The 20,419-nt window shown below is 48.4% G+C and carries 17 protein-coding genes; 10 read left to right on the top strand and 7 right to left on the bottom strand.

The window, feature by feature from the left end; translation table 11 throughout:
- Window positions 1-43: 43 nt before the first annotated feature.
- Window positions 44-1,015 (top strand): diguanylate cyclase, encoded by a 972-nt coding sequence (locus SAQUA_RS11705; RefSeq protein WP_380679189.1) that lies wholly within the window; start codon window positions 44-46, stop codon window positions 1,013-1,015.
- Window positions 1,016-1,078: 63 nt separating this feature from the next.
- Here the strand turns inward: SAQUA_RS11705 and arcA are convergent, their stop codons facing one another.
- Window positions 1,079-2,353, bottom strand: a complete 1,275-nt coding sequence (arcA, locus tag SAQUA_RS11710; protein WP_380679186.1) for an arginine deiminase — start codon at window positions 2,351-2,353, stop codon at window positions 1,079-1,081.
- 15 nt (window positions 2,354-2,368) lie between these two features.
- The gene (locus SAQUA_RS11715) at window positions 2,369-3,889 is read right to left on the bottom strand and encodes an amino acid permease (RefSeq protein ID WP_380679183.1); all 1,521 of its coding nucleotides are present in this window, start codon (window positions 3,887-3,889) and stop codon (window positions 2,369-2,371) included.
- A 595-nt stretch (window positions 3,890-4,484) separates the two neighbouring features.
- Between SAQUA_RS11715 and SAQUA_RS11720 the strand changes: the two genes are divergently transcribed.
- Entirely contained in the window at window positions 4,485-5,453 is a 969-nt protein-coding gene (locus tag SAQUA_RS11720; protein WP_380679180.1) for an acyltransferase family protein, read from the top strand.
- On the opposite strand, the gene SAQUA_RS11725 is transcribed toward SAQUA_RS11720, so the two are convergent.
- On the bottom strand, window positions 5,418-6,929 hold the full coding sequence (locus SAQUA_RS11725) for a Na+/H+ antiporter NhaC family protein (protein ID WP_380679177.1): 1,512 nt from the start codon (window positions 6,927-6,929) through the stop codon (window positions 5,418-5,420). The two genes, SAQUA_RS11720 and SAQUA_RS11725, sit on opposite strands and share 36 nt — an antisense overlap.
- A gap of 241 nt (window positions 6,930-7,170) precedes the next feature.
- Between SAQUA_RS11725 and SAQUA_RS11730 the strand changes: the two genes are divergently transcribed.
- The 3 genes from SAQUA_RS11730 (at window position 7,171) to SAQUA_RS11740 (ending at window position 9,378) form a co-directional block, all read left to right on the top strand.
- The gene (locus SAQUA_RS11730) at window positions 7,171-7,659 is read left to right on the top strand and encodes a succinylglutamate desuccinylase/aspartoacylase family protein (protein WP_380679174.1); all 489 of its coding nucleotides are present in this window, start codon (window positions 7,171-7,173) and stop codon (window positions 7,657-7,659) included.
- Window positions 7,660-7,912: 253 nt separating this feature from the next.
- Window positions 7,913-8,797 carry a YghX family hydrolase gene (yghX, locus tag SAQUA_RS11735; RefSeq protein WP_380679171.1) on the top strand — a complete coding sequence of 295 codons (885 nt, stop codon included), beginning with the start codon at window positions 7,913-7,915 and terminating at the stop codon, window positions 8,795-8,797.
- Window positions 8,798-8,805: 8 nt separating this feature from the next.
- Complete coding sequence (locus tag SAQUA_RS11740; protein ID WP_380679168.1) at window positions 8,806-9,378, top strand: flavin reductase family protein; 573 nt, start codon at window positions 8,806-8,808, stop codon at window positions 9,376-9,378.
- 51 nt (window positions 9,379-9,429) lie between these two features.
- Here SAQUA_RS11740 and SAQUA_RS11745 read toward each other — a convergent pair whose 3' ends face one another.
- Window positions 9,430-10,314: a DMT family transporter gene (locus tag SAQUA_RS11745; protein ID WP_380679165.1), complete on the bottom strand. Its 885-nt coding sequence runs from the start codon at window positions 10,312-10,314 to the stop codon at window positions 9,430-9,432.
- Window positions 10,315-10,417: 103 nt separating this feature from the next.
- Between SAQUA_RS11745 and SAQUA_RS11750 the strand changes: the two genes are divergently transcribed.
- The 4 genes from SAQUA_RS11750 to SAQUA_RS11765 all read left to right on the top strand — a co-directional run bounded on the left by SAQUA_RS11750 (window position 10,418) and on the right by SAQUA_RS11765 (window position 13,856).
- Window positions 10,418-11,755 carry a PLP-dependent aminotransferase family protein gene (locus SAQUA_RS11750; protein ID WP_380679225.1) on the top strand — a complete coding sequence of 446 codons (1,338 nt, stop codon included), beginning with the start codon at window positions 10,418-10,420 and terminating at the stop codon, window positions 11,753-11,755.
- Between the two features lie 242 nt (window positions 11,756-11,997).
- Window positions 11,998-12,276, top strand: a complete 279-nt coding sequence (locus SAQUA_RS11755; RefSeq protein WP_380679162.1) for an autorepressor SdpR family transcription factor — start codon at window positions 11,998-12,000, stop codon at window positions 12,274-12,276.
- Window positions 12,273-12,920 carry an SdpI family protein gene (locus SAQUA_RS11760; protein WP_380679159.1) on the top strand — a complete coding sequence of 216 codons (648 nt, stop codon included), beginning with the start codon at window positions 12,273-12,275 and terminating at the stop codon, window positions 12,918-12,920. The genes SAQUA_RS11755 and SAQUA_RS11760 overlap by 4 nt, the downstream gene beginning before the upstream one ends.
- A 390-nt stretch (window positions 12,921-13,310) precedes the next feature.
- Window positions 13,311-13,856: a GrpB family protein gene (locus SAQUA_RS11765; protein WP_380679156.1), complete on the top strand. Its 546-nt coding sequence runs from the start codon at window positions 13,311-13,313 to the stop codon at window positions 13,854-13,856.
- 100 nt (window positions 13,857-13,956) lie between these two features.
- Here SAQUA_RS11765 and SAQUA_RS11770 read toward each other — a convergent pair whose 3' ends face one another.
- Both SAQUA_RS11770 and SAQUA_RS11775 read right to left on the bottom strand, forming a co-directional pair.
- Window positions 13,957-14,481: an NlpC/P60 family protein gene (locus tag SAQUA_RS11770; RefSeq protein ID WP_380679153.1), complete on the bottom strand. Its 525-nt coding sequence runs from the start codon at window positions 14,479-14,481 to the stop codon at window positions 13,957-13,959.
- Window positions 14,482-14,986: 505 nt separating this feature from the next.
- Window positions 14,987-15,631 (bottom strand): response regulator, encoded by a 645-nt coding sequence (locus tag SAQUA_RS11775; RefSeq protein WP_380679150.1) that lies wholly within the window; start codon window positions 15,629-15,631, stop codon window positions 14,987-14,989.
- A 992-nt stretch (window positions 15,632-16,623) separates the two neighbouring features.
- On the opposite strand from SAQUA_RS11775, the gene SAQUA_RS11780 reads away from it, so the two are divergent.
- A complete protein-coding gene (locus SAQUA_RS11780; RefSeq protein ID WP_404413193.1) occupies window positions 16,624-19,233 on the top strand; it encodes an ATP-binding protein in 2,610 nt (869 codons plus the stop codon).
- Here SAQUA_RS11780 and SAQUA_RS11785 read toward each other — a convergent pair.
- Window positions 19,196-20,404, bottom strand: a complete 1,209-nt coding sequence (locus tag SAQUA_RS11785) for an IS256 family transposase (protein ID WP_404413008.1) — start codon at window positions 20,402-20,404, stop codon at window positions 19,196-19,198. The genes SAQUA_RS11780 and SAQUA_RS11785 overlap by 38 nt on opposite strands.
- Window positions 20,405-20,419: the final 15 nt, after the last annotated feature.

The raw sequence follows: 20,419 nt of genomic DNA on the forward strand, positions 1-20,419 counted from the left end.
GTCAGTATCTGCACTTGTCATTGTAACGGGAGTGAACGTCGAGATGAAAACCCCAGAGATGCCTGAGAATGAAGAACGGCGACTAAAAGCGCTGCGTTCCCTGCACCTATTGGATACCTTGCCTGAAGAGCGCTTCGACCGCATAACGCGCATGGCCCGGCGTTTGTTTAGTGTGCCTATCGCGTTGGTCAGCCTGGTTGATGAAAATCGGCAGTGGTTCAAGTCCAACTGTGGGTTGGAAGGGGCTCAAGAAACGGCAAGGGATATTTCACTGTGCGGTCACGCAATCCTGGGTGACGATATTCTGCTGATCCCCGACACGTTGCAGGATGAGCGTTTTGCCGATAATCCTCTGGTCAAAGACGCCCCGCATATCCGTTTCTACGCGGGTTGTCCGTTGAACTATGCCGACGATCTTAAAATAGGGACTTTGTGCCTGATCGATGATAAACCAAGGCGTTTTGATGCAGAGGACGCGGTGGCTCTGCGCGATCTGGCCTCAATGGTCGAAGATGAACTGCGTGCTTTTCAGGCATCGACCTCTGATGAACTGACGAAAATCTCTAACCGTCGGGGGTTTATCTGCCTGGCGAGCCACACATTGCACTATTGTCAGAGTAAAGGCGTTAAGGCCTGTCTGGTATTTATCGATCTTGATAAATTCAAAACGATTAATGATACCTATGGCCATGCTGAGGGAGACAGGGCGCTGATTTACTTTGCAGGGCTGATGAAACGAGCCCTGGGCTGTTTCGATGTGATTGCCCGTTTGGGTGGCGATGAGTTTGTTGCACTGATGAGCAACCGGGTGAAAAGCGAGGCCGAAAAGGAAATTATCGCATTGCAACAGCGCATAGCTGAACACAATGCCTCAAAAGTTACACCTTATGAACTGGCTTTCTCTTACGGGATTGTCGAGTTTGACCCAAACGATCCGCAAAGTTTGGAAACGTTGCTGGCAGCGGGGGACTCCATTATGTATCGGGTCAAGAAATCCAAAACCAGCCTGGATTGAAGCCACAAAAGTAAAAGGCCGGGTAAAATGAGTTTACCCGGCCTGGTTAGCTTAATTATTCAATTAGTAATCAATTGCATCGCGGATGATTGGGCAGGTCATACAGTGGCCGCCGCCGCGTCCACGTCCCAACTCGCTACCGACAATCTCGATAACTTCAACACCTTCTTTACGCAGTTGGGTGTTGGTTTTGGTATTACGGTCATACGCCAGAACGACGCCAGGTGATAGCGCCACCATGTTGTTACCGCTGTCCCACTGCTGACGTTCGGTATCGTAGTCGTTACCCTCGGTTTCAACTACACGCAGTTTCTTCAGGTTCAATGCCCCAGCAACCGCTTCGACGAAAGTACCTTTGTCACGGCTCAGTTTCATCCCTGTCGGGCCATCGTCAGGGCGCAGGGAGAAGGTCTTGATCTGATCGACAATGGCCGGATAAAGCGTAACCACATCGCGATCACAGAAGGTAAATACCGTGTCAAGGTGCATGGCAGCGCGCAGTTTCGGCATCGCGGCAATCATAACCCGCTCAACACCAGAGTGCTTGTTGGAGAACAATGCGGCCGCCAACTGGGTGATCGCCTGATGCGAAGTACGTTCGCTCATCCCAATCAGCACCGTTTTGTTACCAATCGGCATGACGTCGCCACCTTCCAGGGTTGCGGTGCCGTGATGCACGGTTGGATCCCCCCACCAGACGTTGACATTGGCGGAGCCAAAGTCCGGGTGGAATTTATAAATTGCCGTCGTCAGGATGGTCTCTTCGTGACGGGCCGGCCAATACAGTGGGTTCAGGGTGACACCACCATAGATCCAACAAGTGGTATCACGGGTATACAAGGTGTTCGGCAACGGTGGCAGCAGGTATTCGGTAATACCAACCGCCTCACGGATCAGCTTCAGTTCCTCGTGATCGGCGTAGCCTTCTTTCGCCAGCTCGGTGGTGGAAAGGCCGCCGATCAGCACTTCTGCCAATGCGCGCGGGGCCAACCCATCCAGGAAGCTGCGGGTTTCATTCAGAATACCCAGCGACACTTCATTCGGGACAATCTGTTGATCGAGGATCCACTTTCTTGCCTCTGGCAGTGCCAGAGTTTCGGTCAGCAGATTGTGCATCTCGACCACATCGACGCCGTGCTCACGCATTTTGGTCATAAAGTCAAAATGATCACGTTTGGCACGCTCAACCCACAGCACATCGTCAAACAACAGATCATCACAATTACTTGGCGTCAGCCTGTTGTGCGCTTTACCAGGTGCGCAAACCATCACTTTATGTAATTTACCAACTTCTGAATGCACACCGAATTTTGTCTGTGTCTTTTTTTTAGTCGACATAATGACTTGCCTCGATCAGATAGTAATAACGCCTGTCGCAATGTTGTAAATTGCAACGACTGCGGCGACCATGACGATAACAAAGAGCCCCATTTCGGCCGGTGTGAACAGTTTTGCGTGCTGTTCGCGTTTGGCCATAATGTACAGTACTGTGCCTGGGCCGTAGATAATGGCCGACAGCAACAGATATTTCATACCCCCAGCGTAGATCATCAGCAGTGAATAGAAGGTAGCGACAACCGCAATGATCAGGTCTTTCTTGTGATCGGCTTTGTCGTTTTCATACGTTTCCCCAGTCAACGCGAGTTTCAAGCCATAAGCGCCAACCAGCAGATAGGGTATCAACGTCAGTGAACTGGTCAGTTCAAGTGCCAACTGGAAGGCATACTGGCTGAACAGGGTCAGGATGAGGAACACCTGAATAGTAATGTTAGTCAACCACACGGCTGAAGAGGGCACGGCGTTAACGTTTTGGGTAGCAAACACTTTTGGCATGATTTCGCTTTTTGCTGCAGAGAACAGCACTTCAGCGGCCAGCAGTGACCAAGAGAGATAGGCTCCAAGCACGGAAACTATCAATCCGACGCTAATGAAAATGGCACCCCAGCGGCCAACGATGGCTTCGAGTACTCCGGCCATGGAAGGCTGACGCAGGGCGGCCAAATCAGGACGCAACATCACGCCATATGACAGCATGGTGATCATCACCAACAGGCACAGTACACCGATGAACCCCATTACCGTGGCGATACCAACGTGTTTACGCTCTTTGGCATATCGGGAGTAGACGCTAGCCCCTTCAATACCCAGGAACACAAATACCGTTACCAACATGGTGCTGCGTACCTGGCTGAATAGCGATTCTGGTTCAGTCGTTGGCACGATAGCCGCTGCTGCATGGCCCACATAGCCATAATCGTTAAGGTGAGACAAATCAGCGGCACTTGCGGCACCAGCGGCAACTTCCGGTGCGCCCCAGAAGTTGAGCGCGAACATGTCACCCTTGAAGGCAAAAATCAGCACCACAACAAATAGGATAATCGGCAGGATTTTGGCAACGGTGGCAATCGTGTTGATGGCCGCCGCACTTTTAACCCCACGAAGTAGCAGAATATGGAATCCCCACAGGATGACAGAAGCCACTAATACTGCTGGAATAGTATTTCCGTCACCAAATATAGGGAAGAAAGCACCGAGCGTAGATTTGATTAATACAAAATAAGAGACGTTACCAATACAGGTACCAGCCCAGAATCCAAGAGCAGAGGCAAATCCGAGATATTGACCGAATCCTGCTTTGGCATAGATAAAAACCCCTGAATCGAGGTCGGGTTTTCGTTGAGCCAAGGTTTGGAACACAAAGGCCAGCATTAACATACCACCGCCCGCAATACACCAGGCTATGATGGCACCAAACCCCCCTGTTGCGCGCCCAAAGGTTGCCGGTAAAGAAAATATCCCGGCACCTATCATGGAACCCACTACTAATGCAGTGAGGGACCATAGGGACAATTTATCTGTTGATGAGCTCGTCATAATTTTCCTTACTGACACCAAGTCAATTAAGTGATGCGTTATTAAGGCAGAACGTGACTGACGTACTTACGATTAAATCATAGACATAACCGTCAATTTTTCCTGTCGTGAAAAAAACCTTTGCAGTCAGTATCAGCTTCCTCGCTTTTAGATCTATCGAAACCCCGTGCGTTAACAGAACAAAAAACTAAAAAAAAGAACATTCCTAACCATAAATCCTAAAAAATGGTTAAAATAAAAATAGCGTCTTATTTTTTGTTGCATAAAAAAATATGAAATGATCATCCACAAGCTGTGGACGCTAGCCTAAAAGTAAAAAAAATCCATGAAAAACATGTTTCTTTCATTATTCTGTCACAATTGATTTTATAAGGTTGCCACCAGTATCTGGAGCGATAACAGTTGGAATGAAATAATCGATACCGAGATCGGGATTGTCTCTTGTCACGGGCTGCAGAGTTGTTCAAAAGATAAGCAGTCAATTACCCGCTAACCAAGCAATTTCGCATTGTGCAGTGATGCGTATTGTACTAAGGTTATTTTTATAAAAAACAGTAAGGTAATTAAATTTGACTCGACTACAGGTGGTAGCATAATGATTAGTAATGTCAGTCAGAATGCGTTAAAAAGTTTGAGTTGCTTTGCAGCCGTCACATTCTTTTCAACGAGCCAGATGTGTGCCTATGAGTGCTTTCTGAATGCTAACTCAATGAGTGTGCTCTATTTTGTCTCTATAATATCCAAGCCTCTGTTTTTCATCATTCTTGGTTATATAGATGAAGTGGAGAAGCTAACCAGAGTTGATATAGTCACTAAAATCAAGTCTATCATCATGATAATGATATTCTGGAATATTGTGTTATCACTGCTAAAGACTAACTATATACAGCCAGGTTATATTTTACAGAATGGCATACTTTTAAGTATGGGGGTAATTTATTTGGTCTACCCCGTCATTCTTAAAGCCATTAAAAATTTAAAAGTCACTGCTGCGGTTTTTGTCGGTTTTGTTGCCATTATTGCGTTGCTCGACATATTCAGCCCAATTGATACTAAAGATGACCCACTTTTTATTTCCAGTTACTCATTTATCTGGGTCTGGGGTGGGTATTATATCTTCGGCCACGTGTTGGGTGAAGCTCCAGGCAGACTGTTCACCAAAAAAGCTAGCGTACTGCTAGCGGCAAAAATAATGGTTATTCCCATCGGCATATCTATGTTTTTCTATGAGCGCTATTTGTCCACAAATACGCAAATTAGTGTGGCCGGCTGGTTTGTGCTGGAACACTTACACCTGTTGGCCATGAGCCTGGCACTGTTTGTCTTGTTTGATAACATCAACATAAAGAATGGGCTGATAACCCGTATTGTTGAGTTTATCAGCCCGGCAATGGTAGGTGTTTACATCGTTCATTACAGTGTATTTTACTTTATTACTACGCTGTATGACTTCAACGATGCAACATTAAAATTACCCCTCCTGATCCTGGTATTTATCGCCTCAGTATTGGTTTCTCGGCTGTTATTATTAAACCGTTTCACTGCCAGAATCATTTCCTTTTGAGCCCTTCTGCGCTGGGGTAACCGGTATGTGTCGAATATTGATACCGGTAATCCCCAGAGCCAGCGTGATCAGCGGTGCTGCAATATTAAACACCGCAAACGGCATGTAGGCCATGGTTGAAACACCCAGCACGGCAGCCATGTAAGCCCCGCAAGAGTTCCAGGGTACCAAAGGCGAAGTTACGATACCTGCATCGGAAACTGCCCTCGACAGGTTTTCTGGCGCTAGCCCTCGATTGGCAAATTCTGCTTTGAACAGGCGGGTAGGTAACAGTAGAGCTATGTACTGGTCGCCAGCGGCGATGTTCAGCCCAATAGCTGTGGCAACCGCCGAGGCTAGCAGACGTGCTGTGGTTCTGGCACGAAGCAGCAACGGGGTGACCAGTTTGTTCAGCAGGCCAAAATCATCCACCATAATGCCGAAGGTCACGGCACCAATAATCAGCCAGATTGTCAGCAACATGCTGTCCATACCACCGCGTGAGAGTAGCGCGTCAATCTGTGCTAGTCCTGAGTTCTCCTGAAAACCTGTTGCCATCGCCAGCCAGATTGCCTTAATGGCAAGTATCGGGGATGCGAGATTCGGTTCTGCAATAAAACGTTCCAGCACTTGCGGCTGCAGAATAGGCGTCATGATACCTGCCAATAGGGCGGCACACATGATAGCCAAAGGCGCGGGGACTTTGCACACCGATAAAAACAACAGAAAAACCAGCGGTAACAGATTCCACGGGGTGATATGAAACAGTTCATTAAACCGGGTAAGTTCACTATTGGTGACCGTCTCATTAAAAGCTGTGTCCTGGCTCATACCGAGGACAATAAAAACAATCAGGGCAATTAATGCGGCAGGGACAGTACTCCAGAGTTGAGCGCGAATATGCTTATAAAGTTCTACGCCGTTTAACTGTGCGGCCAACACGGTGCTTTCTGACAGTGGCGAAATTTTGTCGCCAACATAGGCACCAGAAATGACTGCACCAGCAGTCATTTCTGGCGATAACCCAAGCATATTAGCCAAGCCAACCAGGCCAACTCCCAGAGTACCGGCGGTTGTCCAGGAACTGCCAATGCTAAGAGATACCCCGATACAGACCAGGAACGCAATCGGATAGAACCAGTTCGGGCTAATCAGCAGTACGCCGTAATAGACCATGGTAGGAATGGTACCTGACATATTCCAGGTACCAATCAATGCACCAACCGAGAAAAGAATGAAGATTGCGCCAGATACGGTGGCAATCCCTTTGCGGCCAGATTCAGAAATATCCCCCCAGGAATGACCATTTTTAAGAATGATCATTGAGGTAATCATGGTACTAATGATGATCCCAACCTGCAGCGGACCATTAACGGCACCTAACCCAAATATCGCCACCGAAGCGCCTACCAGCACAATCAAGGTGAAGATAGGGATCATGGCATCAAGATAACTGGGGGCTTTTACAGTACGCGTTTTTTTATTATTAAGGGCCATATGCACTCCATCGACGGTTGTGACAAGAAGGTTGCCTGAAGCCCACAAGAACGACGATACCTGTGGAAGCTACTGCGGTAAGTATAGCTTGCCGTGTTATATCACAATGATTATTTGCAATATTGCGACTGGTCAGGCGCATTTGGGGGGTAAGCAAGAATCTGCCAAAACTTTTCAATCCAACTTAAGGCGCACCACCATGGTATTTTTGAGGCTTGGTATATGTATGTAAACCCTGTTTATGGTGGGACAAGTTAGCCCGTTACGCTTTTCCACTTTGAGTTGTCCCCAGCAAGACGCCAGTTTGCCAGTGCCTTATGTGGAAGTCGGCGGCCCAAGGCATTTTGATAAAAAGCTGATTCAGGCTAGTGTCGATGGAGTAATGAATATCCTTGCCGATTATGCAATGAGTAATGAAAAGGTAGGGAAAGTTGCTAAAGATACAAATTTCTTCTTTGGCAACAAACTGGATACCATAGTTTCTAAAACCGGCGGTTACGTTGAAATGCTCGTCGACTTAGGTGACCAGGTAAAAGCTGGGCAAAAAATTGCTATTCAGCGTAATTTTTTTGGCAAGACGACAATGGAATATTTTTCTAATGTTAATGGCATGGTGTCAATAATTGCAAGAGATGCCTTGCGTGAACCTGGTACTGAATTATTGAGTATTCTCTCTTATGAAGAGGGTTGTAAAGAGCAGGGTTGTCAATATGTGGGAGAACTTGAGTAGTTAAGGCATTATAAATCAGTCAGTTGACTATTACCGACTGATTCCCTCGAAAAGGGCCCGCTTTTCTCCGAACCGGCTTTGTGGTGCAGATGTGAGTCGTGTCACAGGAATACGCCTGATGGCGCGGCCTGCAACATTTACGCTTGGGTATGGGGTAATGGTGGGAAGATGTGCTATTTTTTTATTGCCGTCATCGGGTAAAACAAAGTGTGCGGCAGGGATTACACATTGGCGAATATGGCCGGAGAAATAAATGACTCGTCTTACCGCAAAGGATTTCCCTCCAGAATTACTTGAACTCTACGATTATTATGCGCATGGAATCATCTCAAGGCGTGAGTTTTTTGATCGTGCCGCTCGTTTAGCCGCAGCAGGCTTGGTTGCTACCACGTTGATTGGTTCATTGTTGCCTGACTATGCACTTGCTCAACAGGTTAAATTCACCGACCCAGATATTACTGCCCAATACATTACCTATCCTTCGCCGAACGGCCATGGTGAAGTGCGCGGCTATTTGGTCCAGCCAGCCAAAGCGACCGGGCCAGTTCCCGGTATCGTGGTTGTTCATGAGAATCGCGGGCTGAACCCTTATATAGAAGATGTCGCTCGTCGGTTGGCTAAAGCGGGATTTGTCGCACTGGCGCCTGATGGCCTTAGCTCCGTCGGCGGTTATCCCGGTAATGATGATAAGGGTAGGGAGTTACAGCAGCAGGTTAACCCTGAGAAATTGATGAATGACTTCTTTGCCGCTATCGAATTTCTGATGAAGCATAAGGCAACGACAGGAAAAGTAGGGATAACCGGTTTCTGCTACGGTGGCGGTGTTGCGAACGCAGCAGCGGTCGCCTATCCCGAATTGGGTGCCGCAGTGCCATTTTATGGGCGGCAACCCAAAGCGGAAGATGTTCCACGCATTAAAGCTCCGGTGCTGCTGCACTATGCTGAATTAGATACTCGTATCAACGAAGGCTGGCCAGCGTATGAGGCAGCACTCAAAGCGGCGGGTAAAACCTATGAAGCCCACATTTACCCAGGCGTCAACCACGGTTTTCACAACGATTCAACCCCCCGTTATGATGAAGAAGCGGCCAAGCTGGCCTGGGAGCGAACTATTGCCTGGTTCCAACGTTATCTTTAAGGATCAGAATGAACAAATTCATTGCCCCGGTAGCACTGGAAAAAGCGTATCGATTACTCAATCATGGCCCAACGGTGTTGGTATCCGCCCGCCACGCTGGTGTTGATAACGTGATGGCGGCAGCGTGGGCCTGTGCGTTGGACTTTTCACCTGCCAAACTGATGGTAGTGTTGGATAAGACAACCCAAACCCGTGCGCTGATCGAGCAAAGTGGGGCTTTCGTTATCCAGGTACCTACCGTGGCGCAACTGCAACTGACTTATGACGTTGGCAACCTCAGCTTGCGAACTGATCCGGACAAACTAGCCAAATCGGGTGTGGAACTGTTTCGTTTTGACGGCCACGATCTTCCCTTTGTGGCTGGTTGTTCCGCATGGCTCGCATGCCGACTGATCCCAGAACCTCATAATCAGCAGACCCATGATCTGCTTATTGGTGATGTTATTGGCGCGTGGTCTGATACCCGCGTTTTCAAAGACGGTCATTGGCATTTTGATCATGCGGATCCCTCATTACGCAGCTTGCACTACATCGCCGGAGGCCAGTTTTATGCAATCGGTGAATCACTGAAAGCCAAATAGATGGGCTTACAGCATGAGGGAGAGCATTTTCTCCCTCAGTTATCACTTTGCCTACTGCGCCGACGGTTTGGCGTAACGACGAGAACCTGCGACACACAGGATAATCCCCAACGTGGTCACCAGCATCAGCGGACTTACCGGTTCACGTAACAAATATGCTGCAAGCGCAAGGCCAAAGAAGGGTTGTAGTAATTGGAGTTGACCGACGCTGGCAATACCGCCCATGGCCAATCCCCGATACCAGAAGATGAAACCAATCAGCATGCTGAATACAGAGACATAGGCCAGACCGATCCAGGCTGGAAGCGTAATGTCCGTTAAAGAAGAGGGCATCAGCCAAATCGATATAACAAGCATCAAGGGTAGTGATAATACAAGTGCCCAGCAGATGACTTGCCAGCCACCTAATTCGCGTGACAACTTTGCACCTTCTGCATAACCCAAACCACAAACAATAACCGCAGCAAGCATCAATATGTCACCGTTTATTGAGGCGGAAACGCCTTGGGAAAAAGCGAATCCTACAACCAGCATGCTGCCTATGATTGAAAATAGCCAAAAAGCCGGGCGAGGGCGCTCACCACCGCGTAATACACCAAACACCGCAGTGGCTAACGGCAAGAGACCAAGAAAGACGATTGAATGTGCAGAGCTAACTTGCTGTAGCGCCAGAGCAGTAAGCAGTGGAAATCCCACCACGACGCTCAATGCGACAACAATCAACGAAGCGGCATGGGAACGTACTGGACGCTTTTCTTTGAACAACCAAAGTAACGCGAACGCCAACAGACCGGCAATAGATGCACGCGCGACGGTGACAAACAAAGGGCTAAACTCTAGGACTGCTACACGCGTAGCGGGTAACGAGCCGCTAAAAATCACGACGCCCAGGAAACCATTAATCCATCCTTTGGTTATATTTTCCTTATTTTTCAATTGAATAAAAAACCTCTTGCATTGTTGATTGTTCAGGATTGTGAATTGCCATGTTATGACTCAAAATCATGACAATCAAATTATTGTCATGGATACAATTTGCATGGCGCGTGCCCGTTACAAATCGCTAGTCGACAGATTTGCTGCTGATATTCGCTCAGGCCAGCTCACTCCCGGCACTAGGTTACCAACCCATAGACAACTGGCCTTACGGGAGAAAATGTCATTAGTTACAGCGTCACGTGTGTATGCGGAACTGGAGGCGATGGGACTGGTTAGCGGAGAAACTGGCAGGGGAACGTTTGTTCGCGAAATCTCGCTGTCGGCAGATTTAGGTATCATCCAACAATCCGTTGCCGCGGATATGCTCGATCTGAATTTCAACTATCCATCGCTGCCGTCACAGACCGAATTGCTAAGAAATGCATTGCGTCAATTAGCATCCTCCGGCGATCTGGAAGCGTTATTGCGCTATCAACCACATGGCGGAAGGCCACATGAGCGTGCTTGTGTTTCCAGGTATTTGAGCAATCACAGGTTAAATATTGCCGCGAAAAATGTCCTGCTGGTCAACGGGGCTCAACATGGGCTGGCGATCACCGTAATGGGATTGTTAAAACCTGGTGACGTTGTTGCCGCCGATGCACTGACCTATCCGGGCTTTAAAATACTGGCTGAAATATATGGTCTTGAACTGGTTTCCATCCCTGCGAAGGATCATGGCCCGGATCTGGACGAGCTTGAACGGCTATGTCAGCGTAGGCGTATACGCGCTATTTATTGTATGCCGACATTACATAATCCACTAGGTTGGGTAATGAAAGCTGGTCAGAGAAATCGCTTGGTAGAATTAGCGCAAAAGCATCACTTATTGATCATTGAAGATGCTGTTTACGCTTACCTAGCAGAGTCGCCGCCGTTGCCTTTAGCTATGCTAGCGCCGGAAACAACGGTATATATATCGGGGTTTTCGAAAAATGTCGCACCAGGAATGCGTGTTGGTGCCGTTGCTGCGCCGGAAAAATGGATACCCTCATTAGAGCGCGCCATCAGGGCAACAGCATGGAATACGCCGGCTGTTATGACTGCCATCATATGTGAGTGGATCGAAGACGGAACCGTTGCCCGGCTTGAAGAGGAAAAACGTGAGGATGCGCGATTGCGCCAGTCTGCTGCCAGGGAGCTTTTAGCGGGCTTGGATTATATCAGTCACCCTAGTTCATATTTTATCTGGTTACCGTTGGCTGATGAGGTTAGGGCGGATCAGGTGGTCATGGCCCTGCAAGAAAAACTGGTTTCGGTTTCTACAGCGGAACCTTTTGCCACCTCGAAACATGTCCCTCATGCTATTCGTTTGGCTCTAGGATCACTGGATCTGCCAACGCTTCGCAAAGCATTGGCAACGGTCAGGCACGTCATCAAGTTGCAGACAGACTTATAAGGTTCGTTTTGATGAAATCAGCAAGGGAAATGTAGCCATTGGCAGCCAGATTTCACGTAGCGCGATCAAAAGGAAAATCCCCTGCGCTAAGCCTTTTTTGTACAGATTGACATCAACTGCGCATATAACGGTCGATGTTTAACCGATACCAGCGATAGTTGAGTACCGCATTGTCTATTTTCTTTATATTTCGATCAGTATATAATTAGACGTATATCGAAATAAGATGGGCTATAGAATTTATGAACGACGTCTTTAAAGCCATTGCGGATCCTGCGCGCCGGGAAATCTTACACCTGCTGCGTCACCAAGAGTTAACGGCCGGTGATTTAGCTCATCACTTCAACATGACCAAGTCAACTATGTCCCATCACTTTTCTGTGTTGGTCAATGCGGATCTCATCACGCGGAGGCGTGACGGGCAGACTATCTGGTACAGCCTTAATACGACGGTACTACAAGATATGATTGCATGGGCGATGGATCTAACATCCCTAACCAAAGATAAAGGAAACATATGAAAAAAATACATATCCTTGTTTGCGTGTTACTGATCGTAGCAGCCGCAATTGCCACACTGATATACTACTCTGAGCTGCCTGCATCGATTCCAGTGCACTGGAGTTTTGATGGCATGCCTGACAAATATGGTCCGCGCGCTATGTTATATCTACTGGGGCCGGGGCTTATGAGTATGATGTTAGCTCTTGGACTTTGTCTGCCTTGGTTATCCCCCAAACGCTTTGGACTTGAATCCTTCAAGGCGACATATTCCTACTTTATCGTTGTGCTCGTCGGTCTATTTGGTCTTTTTTACGCCGTGGTGCTGCATGCAATATTGACGGACACTTTGGAAATACAACGCACGATCTTTGCTGGCGTATTCATGCTATTAATCCTAGTGGGTAACCCAATGGGTAAAGTTAAGCGCAATTTCTATGTAGGAATTAAAACTCCTTGGACTTTGGCCAGCGAACGAGTCTGGTACGCCACCCACCGTCTTTCCGCGCGAGTGATGGTGGCCAGCGGTTTACTTGGGCTCATTGCGGTATATATCGGTGCCAGTACATGGATCCTTCTGGTTCTAGCCAGCAGTTGGATTGTTATTGTTACCGTATTTTCTCTAGTTTTTTATAAACGGCTGGATGCGTTAAACCACGACTAAGCAATTGCTAGGCTGTGTCCCTTAATTGCCCGTGGTGCCGTCGCAGACCCAAAAGCCCGTTATCAAGGCGGAGGGTGAAGGGCAGAGTGGCCCTCTGTTCAAGCCCGACAACACAGAAAACGGGCTTTTGGGGCGCGACCCTTCGGGCTGGGGCCATTTGCGCGCATTGCGGCGTTGTTCGCCGCTTATTTGGTCCACCAAACCTCGCGGCTCTCGCCTTGCCCTGTGCGCAAATGACCGCCAGCGGCGCTCGCGTGCAATTAAGGGACACAGCCTAACATATGAGGGAATTACCGTGTACGTTTCCCGGTTACCCCAATTCTTCTGTACAAAGCGTAAAAGGGCATATGCGCTTATGGTATGTGAAACCAAATGGGGAGGTTTATAATAATGAGAACTATCACTATTGAGCCACATAATCCCCATTGGTTTGATGCATATGAAAAAGAGCAGGTTAAACTTAAAGATGTTTTATCAGATGAAGTGTTATCTGTACACCATATTGGTAGCACCTCGGTACCTGGGCTGGCAGCAAAGCCAGTTATTGATATTTTACTTGAGATTAAAAGCCTCGAAAGACTCGATAATTATAATACGATCTTACAGCAGTTAGGATATACGCCACGGGGAGAGAATGGCATCTCTGGCCGACGCTATTTTATTAAAGGCGGTGATAGCCGTACGCATCATATTCATGCTTTTGAATCCGGAAGTATTCATATTACCCGGCATTTAGCCTTCCGGGATTATCTCCGTAGGCACACTGATATCGCCCAGCAATACGCGGCGATTAAATTTAAGGCTGCTGAGTCTTGTGATCATGACTCAGCAATCTATTGCCAGCTAAAAAGTGAATTTATTCATTTGCATGAAAAAATGGCATTTGAGGCACTGGCTCTTAATGTGGATCAATCACTTGATGCTCAGGGTTGCTAAGCGTTAATGTGCTATGTGAGTAGTTACAAGTTCAAGATCTTCTTCCCATGGGCCCCCTTTTAAAATAGGGGATTATCTTGCCAGGTGCTGGATGAACTTATTAAGTCTCGGTGTGATTGATGCGTCGCGCTTGATCGTACTTTGTCTTCCAGTATTGATTGTCCAGCTTTGAAACCGTGATGCCGACTTTGGTCGAGGCATGAAGAAACTTGCCATCCCCAACGTATACGCCAACATGACGCTCTTGCGCCGAAGTTTTAAAAAAAACCAAGTCGCCAGTAGTCAGATCTTCCTTGGCAACGCGTGAACCTAACTTGATTTGTTCGTGCGAAGTTCTTGGCAAACGGAAAGAAAACTCATCCTTAAAAACGCGCTGCATATAAGCAGAGCAATCAATCCCTTGGCGTGAGTTGCCACCGAATTTATAGCGTACGCCTACCCATTCATCATAATGGTCTAGGATTTTTTTAAGTCTTTGCGTGTCGTTGTACCCTGATTTCTTAGAGGACTTTTCACTGACAAACGATGAATTATAAAAATCCTGCTGATAACTGGAACTTGCAGTGGCAGAAAAAACGGATAATGGAGTTAAAACAAAAATAAATGGAGTAAAAATATTTAACATGGCTAAATTAAAATAACTGTATCTAGAGTGAACTCCTGTCAGGAATCCTTATGAGCGGACAAACATTACATAATATCTGCACAAAAATAAATCAGCTCGTGGTTAATTATCGAACAATCTGTCAAGTCAGATTGGTTTTAGCTGTCCTTATTGTCTTTGTCATATGTTTAAGAGTGGCTTTTTCGTTCTTGTATATACTCAAAATAATTCGAGTTGCATGACAAAAACGCAATGCGTTTTTTAACAGCGTTTGCGCTGGCCACGCAGTGGTCAGGCCCAGAATTGGGCCGAGTAACGCGGCAAGTCCGAGAGCCGCCAGAAGCATGTGACTGGTGCGAACGAACGCAGCCAACACCCATGCAACTTGAAGTATGGGGGGCTTTGTTGAAGTGTTCGGGTAGACCAGGGAGTCACACAGCCTTTACAATCATGCGGCGTATTAAACTCGAACTCACTGTTGTTATAAAGCAACACGTTAGGCGTTATGTGAGCCTACAAGGCTGAATTATTGGCTTGACGCAATACCTGATTCAAATGCAAAGCGGAAGAGGTCTGCATCTCGCGATATTCCTAACTTGCGCATGGCGCTGGCTTTCTGAGAGCTAATAGTTTGCTTGGTGCGATGTAACTGAGAAGCAATTTCATTAACTGACAGGCCTGAAACATAAAGACGGATAACTTCCATTTCGCGTTTGGTCAAAGCAAGGTGTGGAACGGGATTCTGCATAATTCCGCTATGGCCTGTTATTAGATCCTTAGTCGGAAAATAGTTCGAACCGGCATAAACCGCATGGATCGCCGAGACTAACTGGTTGGTATGCTGTGATTTTCCTAACACACTGTTTATCCCGAGCTTAGCCAACTCCTGAGTTAGCGCCTGGTTTTCCAAGGTGGTGAAAACCACAATTTTCAACTGTGGCTTCACACGCTTGATATGGGACAACAGGCCAACACCATCACCGTATTTACCTCCCGGCATAACGTAATCGGTTACTAACACATCACATTCTGTTTTGTGTAACAGCTCAACTAGCGTATTGGAGTCTAACGCCGTACCTAAAACCTCCAAGGTTGGGAGTTTAGCCAGTTCATGCATTAACCCTGCCAGCAAGGCAGGGTGGTCGTCAGCGAGCAACAGGCGAGTTTTCATGTTTTGGCCACATCCTTTACAGGATCACTGTACTGGTTTGATGATGAAGTGTGTATTACTAGCATAGACTTTTCTTCGTCACTCGGCAGAGTTTTCCGAGAAACCTCGTTCTTGTCAGTTATTCCCTTGATTATTGCAAGACTAGTTCGTTTTTGTTGAACTGCTATTTCTGAGCAACTCCACATACATCATGATAGCGTTTTTTATGAGGCTGAACTGTTTTATGGTTCGTTTATGCTGCCGTGTTAACTCCCCAAACTAAATCACTTGTTCGCTTTCGTTGCTACCAGCGCTGGTTGGTTTTTGGCTGTGGTACTTTTATCACCCTTACGCTTTTCTTAGCCTTTTTTATGGGTGTAAAAATCAAAGTACTCAATCACATTGAGATATTACATCAACACTTTATGTCTGAGTCTGCCCGGTTGGAGAAGGAGATTCTCGAACGAGAAAGTGTTTTCCGGACGGTACTGATCGGTGCGGAAATATTATTGAAAGAGGATATTTATCTCGACGAAGCTTATCTGCCCCAATACCGCCTAAGCCATCAACAGGTGCTTTTGGCGTCGAAGCCTGACATGGCTTCACAATGGATCTTGAGCCCTGAAAATTTTACAGCGAATGAAAAGTTTGCCAGAAATTTTTTTGGATTGACCGCGTACATCGGAAGAATTTTTTCTGCTGATAGCATGATGATGATGAAAGAAGATGTTCTATCCAGCTATTTATACAGTATAGAGGACAGGGTACTAGGTTTTATTCCTGCACCTGAGCTGGCCGCACGTGAGCAGCTTCAATCAGATCGAAAATATTATCTGAATTTGCTTACGCAAGATGTAGATAGAAATATATTCTCGTCTGGGCAGAGAGCAAGCAAGCAGGATTTAAACCGCTTATATTGGATACCACCCTATTTAAACCCCTATTCAGGAAAAAAAGTACTGCGTCTTGCTGCACCGCTCTTGCTGGATAGAGCACCGTTTGCAGTTCTTGTTATGGAGTTTGCCCCTCCGACGCTGATACCAACTCATACTCAGGAAGCTCAACTGGGTACCTATACGCTTATGTCAAAACAAGGGGATATCATCAGCGAATATATTGCGCAACCTGATACTCAGCGATGGGGTGTGGCGCAATCTATCCTGCATAATGAAGAGGAAACAGCAGCGCAGTATCAGGAAAGAGGAATTACTTTCGTCGCAGCTTTGGGGGATACCGATTGGTTTCTGGTATTTCACTGTTCGTGGCGCGAGATCGCAGCCGTTATAGCTTTTGAGGTGAGGGGCGATGCCCTTGTTATCCTTGGAACTCTGCTGTTTGTCTGGTGTTTTCTGATCTATTTTAAACTCTACATTTTCCGTCCGGTAATCAGGCGGTCCCAACAGGTTTTTGAAAGTGAACAACTGAGCCGCACCCTGATTGAAACTGCTCCGGTGGGGCTGGGGCTGTTGGCCCTGGCCAATGGCGAACCGCTGCTGCGCAGCCCGGCGATGTTGCAGATGCAAGGACTGCTCCATAGCGAAGGCAGCAGCTTGCCTGCCGAACTGGCCCGCTGCTATCGCCAGCAGGCGCTGCCGGAAGGCATGCCGCTGCATCAGGAACTGACGTTCTACACACACAGTGGCCAGCCGGTCAGCCTGTCGGTCAGTATGACCCCGGTGTTTTATCGGGGCGAGAATGCGTTAGTGGTGGCCTTTATTGACATCAGCAGCCAAAAACAGTTGGAGCAGCAGTTGATGGCGGCCCGAGAGGCATCCGACAAGGCCAGTGCCGCCAAATCTTCCTTCCTGGCGGCGATGAGCCATGAGATCCGCACCCCCCTTAACGCCATCCTCGGCAATCTGGAGCTGCTGGCCCACTCAGCACAGGATGGTCAGCGAGAGCGGCTGAAGACCATCCGCCAGGCGTCAGACAGTCTGTTGGCAACCATCAGTGACGTACTGGACTTTTCCAAGATTGAGGCCGGTGAACTGCACCTGGAGCATATCGAGTTTGATGTGCTCCAGGTGGCTGCCCACGCGTTAGCTATCTTTGCTCCGGTGGCGCAGGCCAAGGGGTTGGCACTGGAGGGGGAGTTAGGGGACGCCGTCAGCCAACCGATGCGCGGTGACCCAACCTGCCTGGGGCAGGTGCTCAACAATCTGCTGTCGAACGCACTGAAGTTTACCGAGCAAGGGCAGGTACTGCTGCGGATCGACGTCGATGGGTCAGCCTCGTTAATAAAGATTGAGGTAGAGGATACGGGGATCGGCATGTCGGCGTCACAGCAGCAGGGGGTGTTCCGTGCGTTCAATCAGGTGGATGAAACCATCAACCGTCGCTACGGTGGGACCGGGCTGGGGCTGGCACTCTGTACGCGGCTGGCGCAGGCGATGGGCGGGGAGTTGTCTGTAACCAGCGAACTGGGCAAGGGGAGTGTGTTTCAACTGTCGCTACCGCTTCACGCAGACGCAGGGCCGGCGGATCGTCCGTTATTCCAAGGGGAGCGGATTTGTGTCTTAGCGGCAATGCCGGGAGCTCGGGCATATCTGAGCAGAGTATTGACGGCGTGGGGATTGGAGGTAGCAACTTATCAGCATCCGGCCCAGATTGATGACAAGGCGTTGCCTTCCCTAGGGACTTTGGTGCTGTGGGGCGACAGAACCACCTGGCATCCAGATGATGAGAATCGTCTGGTGGAGGAGGCGACCTGGGTGATTGAGTGCAGCGGCGAAGGGTCGGAGATACCGGTAGCCACCGGGCGGGTGTTAAATACGTCGATCTATGGGCTAAAAGGGCTGTCCTGTGCCTTGCGATATCTATTGCAGGGCGAGTGCTTGCCAGTACGTGAACAGGTGGAGATGGCGTTGCCTGGCGTGCTGCGGGTATTAGTGGCGGAAGATAACCCGGTTAATCGGCGTCTGTTCGAGGAGCAATTGAAGCTGCTGGGCTGCAGGGTGAGCCTGGTGGAATGCGGGGAGCAGGCGCTGGCCTGCCTGCAGCGGGAACGGTTTGATATTCTGCTGACGGATTTATCCATGCCCGGTTTGGATGGTTATACGCTGGCGCGACGGGTGCGTGAGGCATGGCCAGTGATGCCGGTGGTGGCGGTGACGGCCAACGCCACCCAGCAGGAGTATGACAAATGTGAGGCGGCAGGAATAGTGCGCGTGCTGACCAAACCGCTGTTACTGAACGAGTTAAAAGAGATGTTACTTACGGTGTGTGGCTTGGAGATGGCAGATACAAAGCCGGCAACACAGGCTGGAGGGCAACACAATGCACTATTAGGTGGCCATTCATTGCCAGAGGATATCTGGAATATTTTTGAGAATTTCTGCTTATCGTCTTGTCAGAAAATTCGCCAGGCTCAGCGTATTGGGAACGTGGAGGATATTTTGCGTGAATTACACATGCTCCGTGGGGCGCTGGGCGTATATCACCTTCCTGAAGCTGAAAAAAAACTGGCGGAGATTGAGTCATATCTCAAATCAGGCGAATCCGGTGCTGAAGAACGCTTGGAGTCATTTCTGCAAATGCTCCAGCAAGAATTGAGCCTGTCCATAATTCTGTGTAACTGCCAACCTATTAAAGGTGACCGTCTAAGCGGTCACCGAACTCGATAATAAAACGACTCATCGCCAACCGCCAGTTCTGGATCGGCATACTCCATTTTTTCGACGCCGCCTGGATGGCCAGATAAATCACTTTTCTCACTGAGTCATCTGTCGGGAACACTTTACGTTTCTTTATCGCCTGACGGATCACGCTGTTCAGCGATTCTATGGCGTTGGTCGTGTAGATCGCTTTGCGGATATCCGCGGGATAACCGAAGAACGTGTTGAGATTTTCCCAGTGAGTACGCCAACTCTTGCTGATTTGCGGGTATTTTTCATCCCACACACCCGCGAACTTGTCCAACGCCATCAGTGCCGCTTCCTCTGTCGGGGCCTGATACACCGTTTTCAACCCGCTGGTGACCGCTTTGTAGTCTTTCCACGACACGTACTTCAGGCTGTTACGCACCATGTGGATAATGCACAACTGGATGTGGGTTTGCGGATAGACGCTGTTTATCGCCTCTGGGAAGCCCTTCAGGCCGTCTACACAGGCAATCAGGATGTCCTGAAGCCCCCGATTTTTTAGCTCGGTCAACACGTTAAGCCAGAACTTGGCCCCTTCATTTTCTGCCAGCCACATGCCCAGAAGTTCTTTCTGACCCTCGGTATTGATGCCCAAGGCAAGGAACACGGCCTTGTTGATGACGCTGCCATTTTGACGCACCTTCACCACGATACAGTCAAGGTAAACAATGGGATACAGTGAGTCCAGTGGCCGGTTTTGCCACTCGGTAACCTGCTCTTTAACGGCATCGGTGACTTTGGATATCAGCGTGGGCGACACGTCGGCATCGTACATCTCCTTGAACGTGGCGACGATTTCCCTCGTCGTCATCCCTTTGGCATATAAGGATAAAATCTGGCTGTCCATCTGCGTGATACGCGTCTGGTTTTTCTTTATCAGTTGGGGCTCAAAGGAGCCTTCACGGTCACGGGGTGTATTCAGTTCGAACTCACCATCATCAGTGAGCAACGTTTTAGACGAGTAACCGTTACGGGTATTCGAGCCTTTTTTAGGGGTATTTTTTTCATGACCGAGGTGGTCAGTCAGCTCGGCATTCAAGGCAGTTTCGACGGTGAGCTTGGTCAACATACGAGAAAACGCATTGAGATCGGCTTCTGTTTTAATGCCTTTGGCCAGCTCAGCAGCGAGTGCCTTAAGTTTCTTTTCGTCCATAATTTGCCTGTCTCC

Source organism: Serratia aquatilis, assembly GCF_044865145.1.
Lineage (GTDB): Bacteria > Pseudomonadota > Gammaproteobacteria > Enterobacterales > Enterobacteriaceae > Chania > Chania aquatilis.